The sequence below is a fragment of the Amycolatopsis sp. NPDC004747 genome, from assembly GCF_053601335.1.
On the sequence record NZ_JBSGBQ010000050.1, the window covers coordinates 19,259 to 33,170 of the forward strand.

The 13,912-nt window shown below is 72.0% G+C and carries 16 protein-coding genes and 1 tRNA gene; 7 read left to right on the forward strand and 10 right to left on the reverse strand.

From position 1 onward, the window contains the following. Positions 1 to 63: 63 nt before the first annotated feature. On the reverse strand, positions 64 to 1,449 hold the full coding sequence (locus ACWEGE_RS43955; protein WP_449666455.1) for a S41 family peptidase: 1,386 nt from the start codon (positions 1,447 to 1,449) through the stop codon (positions 64 to 66). A 112-nt stretch (positions 1,450 to 1,561) separates the two neighbouring features. On the opposite strand from ACWEGE_RS43955, the gene ACWEGE_RS43960 reads away from it, so the two are divergent. Together ACWEGE_RS43960 and ACWEGE_RS43965 are read left to right on the forward strand one after the other, a co-directional pair. Further along, positions 1,562 to 2,215, forward strand: a complete 654-nt coding sequence (locus ACWEGE_RS43960; RefSeq protein WP_449666456.1) for a response regulator transcription factor — start codon at positions 1,562 to 1,564, stop codon at positions 2,213 to 2,215. Further along, positions 2,215 to 3,405: a sensor histidine kinase gene (locus tag ACWEGE_RS43965; RefSeq protein ID WP_449666457.1), complete on the forward strand. Its 1,191-nt coding sequence runs from the start codon at positions 2,215 to 2,217 to the stop codon at positions 3,403 to 3,405. Before ACWEGE_RS43960 ends, ACWEGE_RS43965 begins: the two co-directional genes overlap by 1 nt. A gap of 154 nt (positions 3,406 to 3,559) precedes the next feature. Here the strand turns inward: ACWEGE_RS43965 and ACWEGE_RS43970 are convergent. The 5 genes from ACWEGE_RS43970 to ACWEGE_RS43990 form a co-directional block, all read right to left on the reverse strand. Then, positions 3,560 to 3,632: transfer RNA gene (locus ACWEGE_RS43970), tRNA-Ala, on the reverse strand. Between the two features lie 54 nt (positions 3,633 to 3,686). Next, positions 3,687 to 4,541 (reverse strand): divisome protein SepX/GlpR, encoded by an 855-nt coding sequence (gene sepX / locus ACWEGE_RS43975; protein WP_449666458.1) that lies wholly within the window; start codon positions 4,539 to 4,541, stop codon positions 3,687 to 3,689. Between the two features lie 163 nt (positions 4,542 to 4,704). After that, positions 4,705 to 5,373 carry a GNAT family N-acetyltransferase gene (locus ACWEGE_RS43980; protein ID WP_449666459.1) on the reverse strand — a complete coding sequence of 223 codons (669 nt, stop codon included), beginning with the start codon at positions 5,371 to 5,373 and terminating at the stop codon, positions 4,705 to 4,707. Further along, complete coding sequence (glp, locus tag ACWEGE_RS43985; protein WP_449666460.1) at positions 5,373 to 6,650, reverse strand: molybdotransferase-like divisome protein Glp; 1,278 nt, start codon at positions 6,648 to 6,650, stop codon at positions 5,373 to 5,375. The genes ACWEGE_RS43980 and glp overlap by 1 nt, the downstream gene beginning before the upstream one ends. Beyond that, positions 6,647 to 7,552 carry a UTP--glucose-1-phosphate uridylyltransferase gene (locus ACWEGE_RS43990; RefSeq protein ID WP_449666461.1) on the reverse strand — a complete coding sequence of 302 codons (906 nt, stop codon included), beginning with the start codon at positions 7,550 to 7,552 and terminating at the stop codon, positions 6,647 to 6,649. The genes glp and ACWEGE_RS43990 overlap by 4 nt, the downstream gene beginning before the upstream one ends. A 24-nt stretch (positions 7,553 to 7,576) precedes the next feature. Here ACWEGE_RS43990 and ACWEGE_RS43995 point away from each other — a divergent pair, with 24 nt between their 5' ends. The 4 genes from ACWEGE_RS43995 to mscL all read left to right on the forward strand — a co-directional run bounded on the left by ACWEGE_RS43995 (position 7,577) and on the right by mscL (position 9,795). Continuing rightward, the gene (locus ACWEGE_RS43995) at positions 7,577 to 8,167 is read left to right on the forward strand and encodes a 5-formyltetrahydrofolate cyclo-ligase (protein ID WP_449666462.1); all 591 of its coding nucleotides are present in this window, start codon (positions 7,577 to 7,579) and stop codon (positions 8,165 to 8,167) included. Between the two features lie 86 nt (positions 8,168 to 8,253). Then, positions 8,254 to 8,565, forward strand: a complete 312-nt coding sequence (locus tag ACWEGE_RS44000; protein WP_449666463.1) for an FmdB family zinc ribbon protein — start codon at positions 8,254 to 8,256, stop codon at positions 8,563 to 8,565. Between the two features lie 130 nt (positions 8,566 to 8,695). After that, positions 8,696 to 9,313 (forward strand): SAF domain-containing protein, encoded by a 618-nt coding sequence (locus tag ACWEGE_RS44005; RefSeq protein WP_449666464.1) that lies wholly within the window; start codon positions 8,696 to 8,698, stop codon positions 9,311 to 9,313. Between the two features lie 62 nt (positions 9,314 to 9,375). Further along, on the forward strand, positions 9,376 to 9,795 hold the full coding sequence (mscL, locus tag ACWEGE_RS44010; protein WP_449666465.1) for a large-conductance mechanosensitive channel protein MscL: 420 nt from the start codon (positions 9,376 to 9,378) through the stop codon (positions 9,793 to 9,795). Positions 9,796 to 9,798: 3 nt separating this feature from the next. Here mscL and ACWEGE_RS44015 read toward each other — a convergent pair whose 3' ends face one another. Together ACWEGE_RS44015 and ACWEGE_RS44020 are read right to left on the reverse strand one after the other, a co-directional pair. Then, positions 9,799 to 9,969, reverse strand: coding sequence for a hypothetical protein (locus ACWEGE_RS44015; RefSeq protein WP_449666466.1), 171 nt, complete (start codon positions 9,967 to 9,969; stop codon positions 9,799 to 9,801). Positions 9,970 to 10,399: 430 nt separating this feature from the next. Then, complete coding sequence (locus ACWEGE_RS44020; RefSeq protein ID WP_013230045.1) at positions 10,400 to 10,900, reverse strand: MogA/MoaB family molybdenum cofactor biosynthesis protein; 501 nt, start codon at positions 10,898 to 10,900, stop codon at positions 10,400 to 10,402. Between the two features lie 123 nt (positions 10,901 to 11,023). Here ACWEGE_RS44020 and ACWEGE_RS44025 point away from each other — a divergent pair, with 123 nt between their 5' ends. Beyond that, entirely contained in the window at positions 11,024 to 12,085 is a 1,062-nt protein-coding gene (locus ACWEGE_RS44025) for an NAD-dependent epimerase/dehydratase family protein (RefSeq protein WP_449666467.1), read from the forward strand. Between the two features lie 74 nt (positions 12,086 to 12,159). Here ACWEGE_RS44025 and ACWEGE_RS44030 read toward each other — a convergent pair whose 3' ends face one another. Together ACWEGE_RS44030 and ACWEGE_RS44035 are read right to left on the reverse strand one after the other, a co-directional pair. Next, a complete protein-coding gene (locus ACWEGE_RS44030; RefSeq protein WP_449666468.1) occupies positions 12,160 to 13,209 on the reverse strand; it encodes a sensor histidine kinase in 1,050 nt (349 codons plus the stop codon). Further along, positions 13,206 to 13,907, reverse strand: a complete 702-nt coding sequence (locus ACWEGE_RS44035; RefSeq protein WP_449666469.1) for a response regulator transcription factor — start codon at positions 13,905 to 13,907, stop codon at positions 13,206 to 13,208. The genes ACWEGE_RS44030 and ACWEGE_RS44035 overlap by 4 nt, the downstream gene beginning before the upstream one ends. Between the last annotated feature and the right edge of the window lie 5 nt (positions 13,908 to 13,912).

Here is a 13,912-nt window from a genome sequence, read left to right on the forward strand (position 1 = left end):
ATACTCCGGCGATAAGTTACCGACCAGTAGAACCAAGTCCCGGCCGTGAGGGGCCGTCCACTCTCACAAGAGGGACACGGCCTTGGCCAGACCGGGGTCGCGGCCCGCGGAAAGATCGGCCGCGGTGACCGGTGCGTAGTGGTCAGGCGCCACGCCGATGGTGTCCACGATCTGCTTGTTCGCGCCGAGCTGGTGGTATTTCGGCAACAGCAGGCTGGTTCCGTTGTCCAGCTGGTAGGCCCACGCCGGACCGGACACCGCGCCGGCGGTGCGGGTACCGACGAGCGTGCCGAGCTTCAGGTCCTTCACCGCGCTGCTGAACACCTCGCACGCCGAGGCGCAGCGGCGGTCGGTGAGCACGACGAGCGGCACGTTCAGCAGTTCCGCCGAGTCGTCGGTGCGGTTGGGGGTGCACCTGCCCCGCACGTCACACCAGTAGCCGATGGTCTTGCCGTGAGCGAGTGCGCCGAGCAGCGTGGCGGCCGCCTCCACGGTGCCACCCCCGTTGCCCCGCAGGTCCAGGGTCACGCCGCGCAACTCGGTCTGCGCCCGCAGGCTCGCGATGGCCGTCAGCACCTGGCCGGCCAGGTCCGGCGCCATGCTCGGCAGGGTCACGTACGCGATGTTCCCCTCCACCAGCCTGGACTCGACCCGGCGGGGCGGCGGCTGGTGGGCGGCCGCGGTCACCGTGGCCGTGAACGTCTCACCGGTGGCCGGACGGTGTGCGGTGAGCTTCACGACCGCACCCGGCTGGACCTCGAGGAGCGAGGACAGCACGCCCTCGTTCAGGATCCCGCCCACGAGAAGCGGCGCGCCGTCGACGGCCAGGATCTCGTCCCCCAGCTTGATCCCGGCGGCCTCGGCCGGACCTCCGGCAGCGATCCCGTTGACGTACTTCGGGCCCGTGGCCGCCGGGTCGGCGTCGCCGGACGCGGTGATCCCGGAAAGAGTCAGCCCCACCAGGTTCTGGCCGGCCCCGCTCAACCACCGGGCGTGGTTGTCGTTCAGCCCGTCCACCATGGCCTGGATGGCCGCGGCGCCGACGGCCGCGCGTGCCGCGTCGTCCGGCAGCGCGTTCACGATCCGCCGGTACACCTTGCCGAACGCCGCCCAGTTGGCGTCCTTGCGCCCGGTGAGCGCCGGCAGCGTGGCACCGGGCTGGTCGAGCCCCCGGCGCTGCATTTCCCTGGTGACCGCGGCGAACGCCGGTACCAGCAGGGTGCGGCTGTCCAGTACCGGCCCGCCGTAGTGGTTGTCGAAGATGCAGTAGTACGCCTGCCCGACCGTGCTGACCGTGGCCGGAGCCGGTGGCTGCGGCGGTTGTCCCTGTGCGGGCGGAGCGCAGGCCGGAGGCCGTTCGGTTTCCGTGCCGGCCGTGCCCACCTCCGCGCCCGCGAGCGTGGCCGCGACGGCCAGTGCCACCGCGAGTGAGCGCCATTTGTGTTTCACGAGAACTCCTTCAGCGTCGGGGAAACGTGGAGCCCGTTCTACGCAGGCGGGGGTTTCGTGAAGGTTTCGGACGAGACCGCGCCGAAACCGGCTGATCGGGATACTGATCGGCGTGCGGGTTCTTGTGGTGGAAGACGACGAGGAGATGGCGCTCACGGTGGCAGCCGGGCTGCGCCGGGCGGGGATGGCCGTCGACGTGGCCCTTGACGGCGAAGATGGGCTGGACCGGGCGCTGGGCAACGACTACGACGTGATCGTGCTGGACCGGGACCTGCCCACCCTGCACGGCGACGACGTCTGCGCGGAGCTGATCGCGGCCGGATGCCGGTGTCGCATCCTGATGCTGACCGCGGCGGCCACCACCGAGGACCTGGTCGACGGGCTCGGGCTCGGCGCCGACGACTACCTGCCCAAGCCGTTCGACTTCCGCGCGCTGGTGGCGCGGATCGGGGCGCTGGCGCGGCGGGCGCACCCGGCCGTGCCGCCGGTCCTGCGGCACGGCGACCTGGTCGTCGACACCGCACGACGCCGCGCCACGCGCGGAAACCAGCCGCTCGACCTGGCGCCCAAGGAGTTCGGTGTGCTGGAACTGCTGCTGGCGGCCGAGGGCCGCGCGGTGTCCGCGGAGGAGCTGCTGGAACGGGTGTGGGACGAGGCGACCGACCCGTTCACCAACGCCGTGAAGATCACGGTCAGCCGGCTGCGGGCGAAGCTCGGCGAACCGGCGGTCATCGAGACGGTCGCCAAGAGCGGGTACCGGATCTGATGCGCTGGACCGTGCGGCTGCAGCTGACCCTGCTGTATGGCGGCCTGTTCCTGGTGTGCGGCGCCGGCCTCCTGACGGTCACCTACTTCCTGCTGCGGCACGCGGTGGAGCCGAGCGACGTGTGGTTCCTCCAGCTGCTGCCCGGCAGTCCCCCGACGCCGGGTCCGCTGCCCCCGCCGGCCACCTTCGAAGCCGGCCGCGCCGCCGAGCAGGCGGGGCGGGCGCTCGCGGCACAGCGGGAGGAGGTGCTGCGCCAGCTGGTCGTCCAGTCCGCGATCGCGCTCGCCATCACGGTGGTGCTCGCGCTCGTGCTGGGCTGGACGGTGGCCGGCCGCATCCTGCACCGGCTGCAGACGATCACGACCGCGGCGCGGGACATTTCGGCCACCAACCTGCACCGGCGCCTCGCCCTCGCCGGCCCCGCCGACGAGCTCAAGGAGCTGGGCGACACCTGCGACGAGCTGCTGGGCCGGCTGGAGGCGTCGTTCCAGGCGCAACGCCAGTTCGTGGCCAACGTGTCGCACGAGCTCCGCACGCCGCTGGCCCGTCAGCGCGCGATCGGCCAGGTCGCGCTCGACGACCCCGACGCCACGGTGGTGTCGCTGCGTGAGGCGCACGAACGCGTGCTCGCGGCCGGGGTCGAGCAGGAACGGCTGATGGAGGCCATGGTCACGCTGGCCCGCGGACACGTCGGCATCGACGTCCGGCACCCGTTCGACCTCGGCGAAGTGACCCGCGACGTCGTACACGCCCACCAGGCCGACCAGGTGACGGTCCACGCCGAGATCGAGCCGTGCCCGGTGTCCGGCCACCGCGCGCTCGCGGAGCGCCTGGTGGCCAACCTGGTGGACAACGCGATCCGGTACAACGACGCGGGAGGCGAGGTGGTGGTGTCGTGCCGCGACCGGGTGCTCACCGTCACCAACACCGGACCGGTCGTGCCTGCCGACGCCATCGAGCGGCTTTTCCAGCCGTTCCAACGTCTCGGGCCGGCCCGCACCGGCAAGGGTCTCGGACTCGGCCTGTCCATCGTCCGGGCGGTCGCCACCGCCCACGGCGCAACCGTCGAAGCCGCCGCGCGCCCGGACGGCGGACTGGCCATCACCGTCACGTTTCCCCCCCCCCGACGGGCAGCGATGACCACTTTGTCGCCACGCCGCAAGGCTCGATGCCGAAAGCCGGCTTGCTGACCCTGCCGAGCTCCACGCCATCCAAGATCAGCAGGCCGGAGCAAACGGCGCGGAGGTCACAAGCAAAAAGACCACCCACAATGTGGATGGTCTTTTTATGCCTCGGGCTTCGCGGCCTTCATGTAGCCACTTTTCCCAGTGAAAATCCCAAAAGTGGAGCTGAGGGGAATCGAACCCCTGACCTTCTCGATGCGAACGAGACGCGCTACCAACTGCGCTACAGCCCCTTGGTTGTGCTCGTAGAGCTTAGCAGTGCCCTACGAGCACCCCACGCAGGGGGGTCACTCCCCGACCGCGCGCCGGTACGGGCCGGTCCCGGGCTCGTCGAGCTCCTCGAACGCCGGGTCTTCGTCGTCGAGGTCGACGACGACCGCGCTGCGGCGGACGCGGGAGGTCGGGGACGGACGGCGCTCGACCACCTCGCGGCGGACCGGCTCGACGACGTCGACGTCTTCCGCGTGCTCCTCTTCGTCAACCGAGCCCGCCGGGGCCGCCGAGGCCGAAGGAGCCGCCAGGGCTGCCGAGGTGGCCGAGCGCCGAGGCGCACGGGTGCTGTTGAAGCGGGCGAGCCGGCGCTGCCGGATCTCCTCCTCGATGCGCACCTGGCGGCGCAGGTACACGAGGTACCCGACGAGCACGACGTCGATCGCGCCGTGGCCCCACCAGGCCAGCGGGACGACGAAGCCGGCGACCACCCCGGTGACCACCGCGATCACGAGCAGAATGACGACGACGCGCTGCCGGAAGCCGTACTTCGCGCGGGCCGCGATCTCGGCGGCCTCGGGGTCGAAGCCGCCGCGGCCGGGCCGGTAGCCGGGCCGGTCGCGTTCCGCCCGCGAGCCGCGGGCCGGCTGCGGGAGCGGCTCGGGCTCGGGTTCCGGCTCGTCCAGGTCGTCGTCGAGCTCGAGCTCGGCCTCCAGCTCAGCGAGATCGTCCTCCACCGATGGCCGGGACTTCCCGGGATCGTCGGACATGGCGAATTCCTCCCGGTCTTCGTTGCGTCCACTGCGCACGACCCTGGCCGCGAGCGCCGAGTCGGCCGTCCTCGCGACCTGCTGCCGTCGTCGCGCGACCATGGGCACGAGTACGACGAGCCATGCCGCGGCGAGCGCGACGATGATCACGGAGCTGGGCATCTCCCGTCACCTCCCCCGATCCTTCCACCACGAATCACGTTAGTCACAGGAGTAACAGATCGGGCGCAGACTCGCCGGGTTCGATCACGGAAAAGCCTCACCGGATTAGGTGAAACTCACAGCATGTGGTAACGCGGCTACCGACCCGGGTGGGTAATCACGTTCAGGCGTAGTCGGCGCGGCCCGCCGCGACCAGCCGCGACACCAGCCCGGCCCCGGTCTCTTCACGGGTCAGCGCGTAGCAGTAGTGGTCGCGCCAGCCGCCGGCGACGTCGAGGTAGCGCTCGAACAGCCCCTCGCGCCGGTAGCCCGCTTTGGTGAGAACCCGCAGGCTGGCGGCGTTTTCCGGGCGCACGGTGGCCTCCAGCCGGTGCAGCCCGGCGGAGCCGAACGCATGGTCGGTCACGAGCGCGACGGCGGCCGTCGCCACCCCGCCGCGGACCACCTCGGAGGACACCCAGTAGCCGATCCAGGCCGACCGCAGCGACGCCCGGATGACGTTACCCACAGTGATCTGCCCCGCAAGGCGACCGTCCAGGGTGATGGTGAACGGGAGGCACTGCCCACGGCGAGCGAGCGAACGCAGGGCCGCCCACTGCGACGGCCACGACCAGAAGGCGTTGCGTTCCGGCCACGGGCCGACCCCGGTGGGCTCCCACGTTTCCAGGTGCGCGCGGTCCCGGAGCCGGATCCGGCTCCACTCGCCGGCGTCGCGCAGCCGGACCGGGCGGATCGCGACCTCGCCCGCGGGCACCCGCAGCGGCCCGAGCCGCGCCGGCCAGCCCGGGTGCCGGCTTTCGACCGGATAGGACACGCCCGACACGGAGTTCATCAGGCCCGTTGCGCCAGGAAGGTGACTTGGACCTGTTCGCCCGCGGGGACGTCGGTCGCCTCTTCCGGCACGTTGATCAGGCAGTTCGCTTCGGCCAGCGACGCGAGCAGGTGTGCCCCCGACTGGCCGAGCGGCTGGACCAGGTACTCGCCGTTGGCCTCGTCTCGCAGCAGCTGACCGCGGAGGAAACCGCGCCTGCCCTCAGTCGAAGTGATCGACGACAGCAGCCGCGCGCCGACGATCCGCCGGTGCGGGTTCCGCGTCCCGCGCGCCGCCCGGATCAGCGGCCGCACCAGCACCTCGAACACCACCAGCGCGCTCATCGGGTTGCCCGGGATGAGGAACGTCGGCACCGAGTCCGGCCCGAGCCTGCCGAACCCCTGCACCGAGCCCGGGTGCATCGCCACCCGCGTCATGTCGATCCGGCCGAGGTCGGACAGCGCGGCGTGCACCTCGTCGCCGGTGGCGCCCCCGGCGCCGCCCGCGACCACCACGATCTCCGACATCAGCAGCCGGCCTTCGACGACCTCGCGCAGCCGCTTCGGCTCGCTGGGCACGATGCCGACGCGGCTGACCTCGGCACCCGCGTCCCGCGCGGCCGCGGCCAGCGCGTAGGAGTTGACGTCGTAGACCTGCCCGACCGACGGTGTCCGGTCGATGTCGACCAGCTCGTCGCCGACGGACACGATCGACACCCGCGGCCGCGGGTAGACGAGGACCTTCGCCCGCCCGACCGCGGCCAGCAAGCCCACCTGGGCCGAGCCGATCGTGTCGCCGCGGCGCACCGCGACGTCGCCGATCTGGACGTCCTCGCCCGCCCGCCGCACGTACCCCGCCGACGGCACCGAGCGGTGCACCGTCACCTTGGCCTGGTGCCCGTCGGTGTAGGCGAGCGGCACGACGGCGTCGGCCAGCGTCGGCAGGGGCGCGCCCGTGTCGACCCGCACGGCCTGGCCGGGCTGGAGCCGCCGCGGCTGGCGCGAACCCGCCGCGATCTCCCCGACGACCGGCAGCTGCACCGGTTCCTGCCCGGCGTTGCGGACGTCGACGCTGCGCACCGCGTACCCGTCGATCGCGGCTTGGTCGAACCCGGGCAGCGCGTGCTCGGCGACCACCTCCTCGGCGCAGAGCAGGCCCTGGGCCTCGGAGATCGCCACCCGCACCGGCTGCGGCCGGACGGCCGCGTCCAGTGTCATCGCGATCTGCGCGTCGACCGAGCGGAACCCGGCCTCGTCCCCGGCCGCTTCGGGCCGCGCTGCGTCGAGGGATTCCGTCATGGGCGCTCTGTCCCGATCCGTTCCGTGAGCCACGCCCGTAAAGATGGACCGTACTCGGGCGTTTCAAGCGCGAAATCGACCGCGGCGCGCAGGAAACCACCCGGATTCCCCAGGTCGTGGCGCCCACCGCGGTGGACGACGACGTGCACCGGGTGTCCTTCGCTGATCAACAGCGCGACCGCGTCGGTCAGCTGCAGCTCGCCGCCACTGCCCGGGGTGATCCGCTTGAGCGCGTCGAAGATCGCCCGGTCGAGCAGGTAGCGCCCGGCGGCGGCGTAGGTCGACGGCGCGTCCTCCGGCTTCGGCTTCTCGACCATCCCGTGCACGCGCTTGACGTCGTCGTCGTCGGTGTCGGTGACGTCGAACACGCCGTACGGGGAGATCTCGGCCTTCGGGATGTCGAACGCGCAGAGCACGCTGCCGCCGTACTGGGCGCGGACCGCGCTCATCCGCTCGAGCACGCCGGTGGGCAGCACCAGGTCGTCCGGGAGCAGCACCGCGACGGCCTCGTCGTCCGGGCGCAGGTTCGGTTCGGCCTGCGCGACGGCGTGGCCGAGGCCGAGGGCCTGCTCCTGGATGGCGGTTTCGACGGCGAGGAGATCGGTGCCGCGGCGGACCTTCTCGAGCAGTGCGGTCTTGCCCTTGGCCTCGAGGTTCTGCTCGAGCTCAGGCTGCTTTTCGAAGTACCGGACCACGGCGTCCTTGCCCGGCGAGGTCACGATGACCAGGCGTTCCGCGCCGGCGGCGGCGGCCTCGGCCGCGACCAGCTCGATCCCCGGCGTGTCCACCACCGGCAGGAGCTCCTTGGGCACGGCCTTCGTCGCCGGGAGGAACCGTGTCCCCAGGCCGGCGGCAGGCACGATGGCGGTTCTGAACGTTTGGGTGGTTGCTGCGCCCGTCATGGGCGCAGAGCCTAACGTGAGGCCATGCACCCGCTGGGCAATGAGCACCTGAGCAAGGCGGAGTGGCGTGAGCGGGTGACGCGCGCGCGGGCGGAGCAGGCAGCCGAATCGCACGCGCGGGAGGCGTCGGCGCTGGTCAATGCGGTGTCGAAGGTCACAGCGAGCACCGTCTGCGCGTACCTGCCGTTCGGCACCGAACCGGGGACGACGGCGTTCGTCGACGCGCTGGTGGCCGGGGGCGCGCGGGTCCTGCTGCCCGTCATCCGGTCGCGGACGGAGCCGCTCGACTGGGCCGAGTACACGGGCGAGGCCGATCTGGTGCCCAGCCGGTTCCGGGGCATCCGCGAGCCAGGTGGGAAACGCCTGGGTAACGACGCCGTGGGGGCGGCGGAGCTGGTGCTGGTGCCCGCGCTGGCCGTCGACCGCCAGGGGGTCCGGCTCGGCCGCGGGGCGGGCCACTACGACCGCTCGCTGGGCTTCGCCGCGGACGGCGCCGCGCTGCTGGCCGTCGTCCGGGACGAGGAACTGGTCGAACGGCTGCCCGGAGAGCCGCACGACGTGCGGATGACCGGTGCCTTGACGCCGGGTCGAGGCGTGGTCGAGCTGCCGGTGTGAGCAACCAGGAATTGCCTTCCGGGAAGGTTTTCCCGCACAATCGGGTTAGCACTCAGGTCGGATGAGTGCCAGCAAAGGAGCCGTCAGTGCCTACGTACCAGTACGCCTGCAAAGAATGCGACCACCGGTTCGAAGCCGTGCAGTCGTTCTCGGACCCCAGCCTGACCGTCTGCCCGCAGTGCTCCGGGGCGCTGCGCAAGGTCTTCAGCTCGGTCGGCGTCGTCTTCAAGGGGAGCGGGTTCTACCGCACGGACTCGCGCGACTCGAGCAAGTCGAGCACCGCGGCCACCCCCGCGAAGACCGAGTCCAAGTCGGAGTCGAAGTCCGACACGAGCTCGGCCTCCTCCTCGTCATCCTCCTCTTCGACCACGACGAAGACGGCCGCCGCGGCGTCCTGACCCGCCGGTTGTCCACAAGACCCCGGTTGTCCACAGATGCCGGACGTGGCCCTTCCGGCGGCCCGTCCGGCTTCCCTAACGTCGATCTCGTGCGGCACACCGCCGCACCCGATCCGGCCGAGGGGGCCCCGTGGACGTCCTGCAGAAGCTTCACCCGCTTCACCTGATCCGGCTGCAGAGCCGGCGGACGCGGCTCATCCGCCGCTGGCTCGCCGTCGGCCTGCTCGTGCTCGGCGGGCTGCTGCTCGTCCACCCCGGTTCCGCGCGAGGCGCACCGACCGTCCTCGCGGCCCACGACCTCCCGCCCGGCGCCACCCTGCGCGCTGCCGATGTCCGGCTGGCCGAGCTCCCCGATGAGGCGCGTCCCACCGGCGTTCTGAGCACGCTCGACGCGGTCGAGGGACGCCTGCTGGCGGGCGCTGTCCGAGCCGGCGAGCCGCTGACCGACGTCCGGCTGGCCGGGGTCCCCGCGGCGACTGATCCCGGCACGGCGACGGTGCCGGTCCGGCTGGCCGACGTGGCGGTCGCCGAACTCCTCCGACCCGGCCAGATCGTCGACGTCGTCGCGGCGCCGGAGCCGGCCGCACCGGCGTCCGTGCTGGCCGGCGGGGCGAAGGTGGTGACGATCGGCCACGAGGGACCGGCCCCGCTCAAGGGACCGTTGGTACTGCTCCGGCTCCCGGAGGCGACCGCGACGAAGGTGGCGGCGATTTCACTGGAGCGACCGGTAACGGTTACTCTCCGCTAGCCCGCGCCCGCTGAGACGGGCGAGGCGTCCCCTTCCGGTTCGTGGCTCGTGAGGAGAGCAAGGTGTTCAAAGGCTTCAAGGACTTCCTGATGCGCGGCAACGTCGTCGACCTCGCCGTGGCGGTGGTCATCGGCTCGGCGTTCACGGCGATCGTCACGGCGTTCACCAACGGCCTGATCAAGCCCCTGATCAGCACGATCGGCGGCACGAACGCCGCGAACGGCCTCGGATACCAGATCTTCGACAGCAACAAGGCGACGTTCCTGGACTTCGGCAGCGTGATCAACGCGGCGATCAACTTCGTCCTGGTCGCGGCGGTGGTCTACTTCGTGATCGTGATGCCGGTCAAGAAGGTCCAGGAGCGCCGCAAGCGCGGCCAGGAGCCGGGCCCGTCGGAGCCGACGGACGTGGAGCTGCTGATCGAGATCCGCGACCTCCTCCGCGCCCAGCAGACGCACCAGCGCGGCACCGACCGCGACTGAGAGTCAGCGGTCGTGGTGCGGTGGCCGGTTCTCCCGGTACCAGTCATCCGGGAGACCGGTGCGCCGCTCGGGATCGCGCTCATCGGAGGTGGTCTCGGGCAGAACGTCCCCGAAGATCTCATCAACCCGGCGACGCTGCTCGCTGGTCTGGGGTTTCCGCTGCTCGCCCGACATAACCCCAGTGTCCCACGACGCGTTCTTTGACAACTCCAGAGCGAACCCAACGGCATCCCGCGCCCCGGCCGGCCGGGCCATCCGGAGGGGGCATCCGCCGGATCGGCCCCACCGCTGGTCCAGCCTCGGCTCGCCCCGCCGGCTTCCCCTTCCGGCTCAGCGTCAAGTGAGATAGGGACCGTGCCCGGCTCGCCTCCCGAGCGCACCACCAGTCCGGCGCAGCAGGCGCCATCCCCATCACGGACCGGCCTGGGCAGCCGCCTCTCCGCATGCCACCGCAGACACCTGCGGCGGCCCCGACCGGCCCGGCCGCGGCGTCGGCGAAGTCGGTTCCCACAGGCCTTAACGCAGCGGCCAGCCTCGCTGGCGAGGTCATCGAGTGCCCGAGCACAGCGCGGACTCGAGCGCTCCGGGCCCGGCCCACCGAAGATCAGACCTCTTCGAGACCCGAAAGCTCATCGATCACATGCGGAACGAGCGAGGTCAGCGTCGCCATCCCATCGCGCACCGCGGACCGCGACCCGGCGAGGTTGACCACGAGCGTGCTGCCCGAAACCCCGGCCAGCCCGCGCGAGATCCCGGCGTCGACCGCGCCGGCGGCCAGCCCGGACGCGCGGATGGCCTCGCTGATGCCCGGGATGGGCCGGTCGAGCACACCGGCGGTGGCGTCCGGGGTCCGGTCACGCGGCAGCACACCGGTGCCGCCGACGGTGATCACCAGGTCGGCGCCGCCGATCACGGCGGTGTTGAGCGCGTTGCGGATACCCGCGGTCTCGGCCTCGACGACCACGACACCGTCGACAATGAAGCCCGCTTCTTCGAGCAGCTCCGTGACCAGCGGGCCAGTGGTGTCCTCGTGCTCGCCGTGCGCCACGCGATCGTCCACGATGACCACGAGGGCCCGGCCCAGCCGTTGTGCACTCCGTTCCATGGCGCCCACCGTAGCCGGTTTCGACGGCCGGCCGCCGGGAGGTGCCTGGTGAGTTCTGACGATTCCGTGACGTGCCGCCGCGGGCACCAGCGGGCCCCGGCAAAGCCCCCTAGCGTGGCCGGTGTGCGCGTACTGGTCACCGGCGGAGCCGGGTTCATCGGGTCCCACATCGCCGACCTACTGGCCGACGGCGGTGACGAGGTCGTCGTGCTGGACAACCTCCTCCCCACCGCCCACGGCTCCCGCACCCCACCGCCGTACACCGGCAGGCACCGGTTCCTGCGCGGCGACGTCACGGACGCGGAAATCGTCGCGGAGCTGCTGGACGGCGTCGACGCGGTCTGCCACCAGGCGGCGGTGGTCGGCCACGGCATCGACCCCTCGGACGCACCGTCGTACGCCCTGCACAACGACTACGGCACGGCGGTGCTCCTGGCCGGGATGCACGCGGCGGGCGTGCGGAAGCTGGTCCTGGCCTCGTCGATGGTCGTCTACGGCGAAGGCCGCTACGCGTGCCCGGACCACGGCGTGGTGGCACCTTCGCCTCGCCGCCGGTCCGATGTGGACGCCGGCCGGTTCGAGCCGCGCTGCCCCTCATGCGAAGCGGAGCTGAGCTGGCAGCTGGTGCCCGAGGACGCGCCGCTGAACCCCCGCAGCACGTACGCGGCGACCAAGCTGGCCCAGGAGCACCTGGCCGGCGCCTGGGCCCGGCAGACGGGCGGCACGGTGTGGGCCATGCGCTACCACAACGTCTACGGCCCGCGAATGCCCCAGAACACGCCGTACGCCGGAGTCGCGTCACTCTTCCGGTCGGCCCTGGCCCGCGGCGAGGCCCCGCGGGTCCTGGAGGACGGCGGCCAGCAGCGCGACTTCGTCCATGTCCACGATGTCGCCAGGGCAAACGTCCTGGCCCTCCGGACACCCGGCCCGGCGGCGGATCTCACCCCGCTGAACATCTGCTCCGGCACGCCCCACACGGTGGGCGACCTGGCAACGGAGCTGGCCCGGGCCTGCGGCGGCCCGGCTCCGGAGGTGGTGGGCGGCGCCCGGCCGGCCGACGTCCGCCACGTCGTCGCGGACCCGGCCCGCGCCCACCGGCTGCTCGGCTTCACCGCGGAGGTCGGCTTCGCGGAGGGCATCGCCGATTTCGCGACGGCAGAACTGCGGGAGCCCGTCTCGACCTGACGGCCCAGCCCGCGGGCGCCCTCGCCAAAGCGAAATGCGCTCACCCCCGGCCGATGCGGCGGGCCGGCCGCGACCTAAGGCATCGCGAGCGGCAGGCGCACCTCGAACCGGCACCCCGGTCCGTGGTTGTGCACCCCGATCCGCCCGCGGTGGGCCTCGACCAGCCCCTTGGCGATGGCCAGGCCGAGCCCGCCCCCGCTGGTCGTCCCCCCGCGCTCCGGCGTCCGCGCCTGCGTCCCGCGGAAAGCGACGTCGAAGACCCGGTTGATCTCGTCGTCCGGGATGCCGCCGCAGGAGTCGTCGACGGCGAGGAGGGCCTCGTTGCCGTCGACGCCGATCTGCACCGCGACCGTCCCGTCCGGCGGGGTGTGCCGGATCGCGTTGGACACCAGGTTCCGCACGATCCGGGCCAGTTCCGGGTCACTGCCGGTCACCACCGGCCAGGTCGACGCGTTGGCCAGCACCCGGACCCGCTTCCGCTGGGCCACCGGCGCCTGGGCGGCCACGGCGTCGCTCACGACGTCCTGCAGCGGCACCGCGGACATCGTGAGCTCCAGCGCGCCCGCGGTGATCCGCGAGAGCTCGAACAGGTCGCCGACCATCGCGGACAGACGCCGGGTTTCGCCGCTGATCCGCTGGGCGTAGTCGGCCACCTCGTGGCGTTCGGACACCACGCCGTCGGCCAGTGCCTCGGCCATCGCCTGGATCCCGGCCAGCGGGCTGCGCAGGTCGTGGCTGATCCAGGCGACGAGTTCGCGTCGCGACGCCTCGGCGGCGCGTTCCCGCTCCCGCGCCTCGCGCTCCCACACACTGCGGCGCGCGATGGCCCGGCCGAGGATGATCGCCGCCGGCACGGTGACCAGCCCGACGAGCAGGCAGACCAGGAGCATCGTGGTCAGGGCCGGGGTGAACATGAACCCGCTGATGCCCAGGACACCGACCAGCGTGGCGAGCACCGGGATCAGCACCAGCACCGTGAGCGTGGTGGCCAGCGAACCGCGGCGCAGTACGTACAACGCCACCCCGCCCAGCGCTGCGACCGGCAGGGAGAACAACAGCGCGAACGGCAGGATGTGCCAGAGGTGCGTCAGCATCTCCTCGAAGGACTCGCCCGAGCCGATCACGGCTGCTCCCGGTCGTAGCGGTAGCCGACACCCCACACCGTCGCCACCCGGGTCGGCTTGGCCGGGTCGCGCTCGATCTTCTCGCGCAACCGTCGCACGTGGACGGTCACGGTGGACTGGTCGCCGAAGTCCCAGCTCCACACCTTCTCGAGCAGGTCCGCGCGGGAGAAGGCGACGCCGGGGTGGGCGAGGAAGAAGGCCAGCAGGTCGAACTCGCGGGTGGTGAGCGGCAGTTCCCGGCCGGCGAGGGTCGCGGTGCGCGCCTTCATCTGCAGGCGCAGGTCGCCGTCCACGAACTCGGCGGCGACCGGCTCGGGGCGGGGCATCCGGGCGCGGCGCAGCACCGACGCGACACGGAGGGCGAGTTCCTTGGGGCTGAACGGCTTGGTCACGTAGTCGTCGGCGCCGAGCTGGAGCCCGGCGATGCGGTTCTCCTCCTCGCCGAGTGCGGTGAGCATGACGATCGGCACCTGGCTCACCTGCCGCAGCCGCCGGCACACCTCCAGGCCGTTGATCCCCGGCATCATGACGTCGAGGACGACGAGGTCCGGCTCGTGCGCGGAGAACTTCGCCAGGCCCTCGCCGCCGTCGCCGGCCATGTCGACGGTGAACCCCGCCACCTCGAGGTAGCGGCGGACGACGTCGCGCACCGTCTCGTCGTCGTCGACCACGAGCACCCGCCCGGCCTGATCGTTCATCACGT

Coding starts and splice junctions, on each gene's coding strand:
- ACWEGE_RS43965 (WP_449666457.1), top strand. CDS start 2,215: ATGCGCTGGACCGTGCGGCTGCAGCTGACCCTGCTGTATGGCGGCCTG.
- sepX (WP_449666458.1), bottom strand. CDS start 4,541: ATGCCCAGCTCCGTGATCATCGTCGCGCTCGCCGCGGCATGGCTCGTC.
- ACWEGE_RS43980 (WP_449666459.1), bottom strand. CDS start 5,373: ATGAACTCCGTGTCGGGCGTGTCCTATCCGGTCGAAAGCCGGCACCCG.
- glp (WP_449666460.1), bottom strand. CDS start 6,650: ATGACGGAATCCCTCGACGCAGCGCGGCCCGAAGCGGCCGGGGACGAG.
- ACWEGE_RS43990 (WP_449666461.1), bottom strand. CDS start 7,552: ATGACGGGCGCAGCAACCACCCAAACGTTCAGAACCGCCATCGTGCCT.
- ACWEGE_RS43995 (WP_449666462.1), top strand. CDS start 7,577: ATGCACCCGCTGGGCAATGAGCACCTGAGCAAGGCGGAGTGGCGTGAG.
- ACWEGE_RS44015 (WP_449666466.1), bottom strand. CDS start 9,969: ATGTCGGGCGAGCAGCGGAAACCCCAGACCAGCGAGCAGCGTCGCCGG.
- ACWEGE_RS44020 (WP_013230045.1), bottom strand. CDS start 10,900: ATGGAACGGAGTGCACAACGGCTGGGCCGGGCCCTCGTGGTCATCGTG.
- ACWEGE_RS44035 (WP_449666469.1), bottom strand. CDS start 13,907: ATGAACGATCAGGCCGGGCGGGTGCTCGTGGTCGACGACGACGAGACG.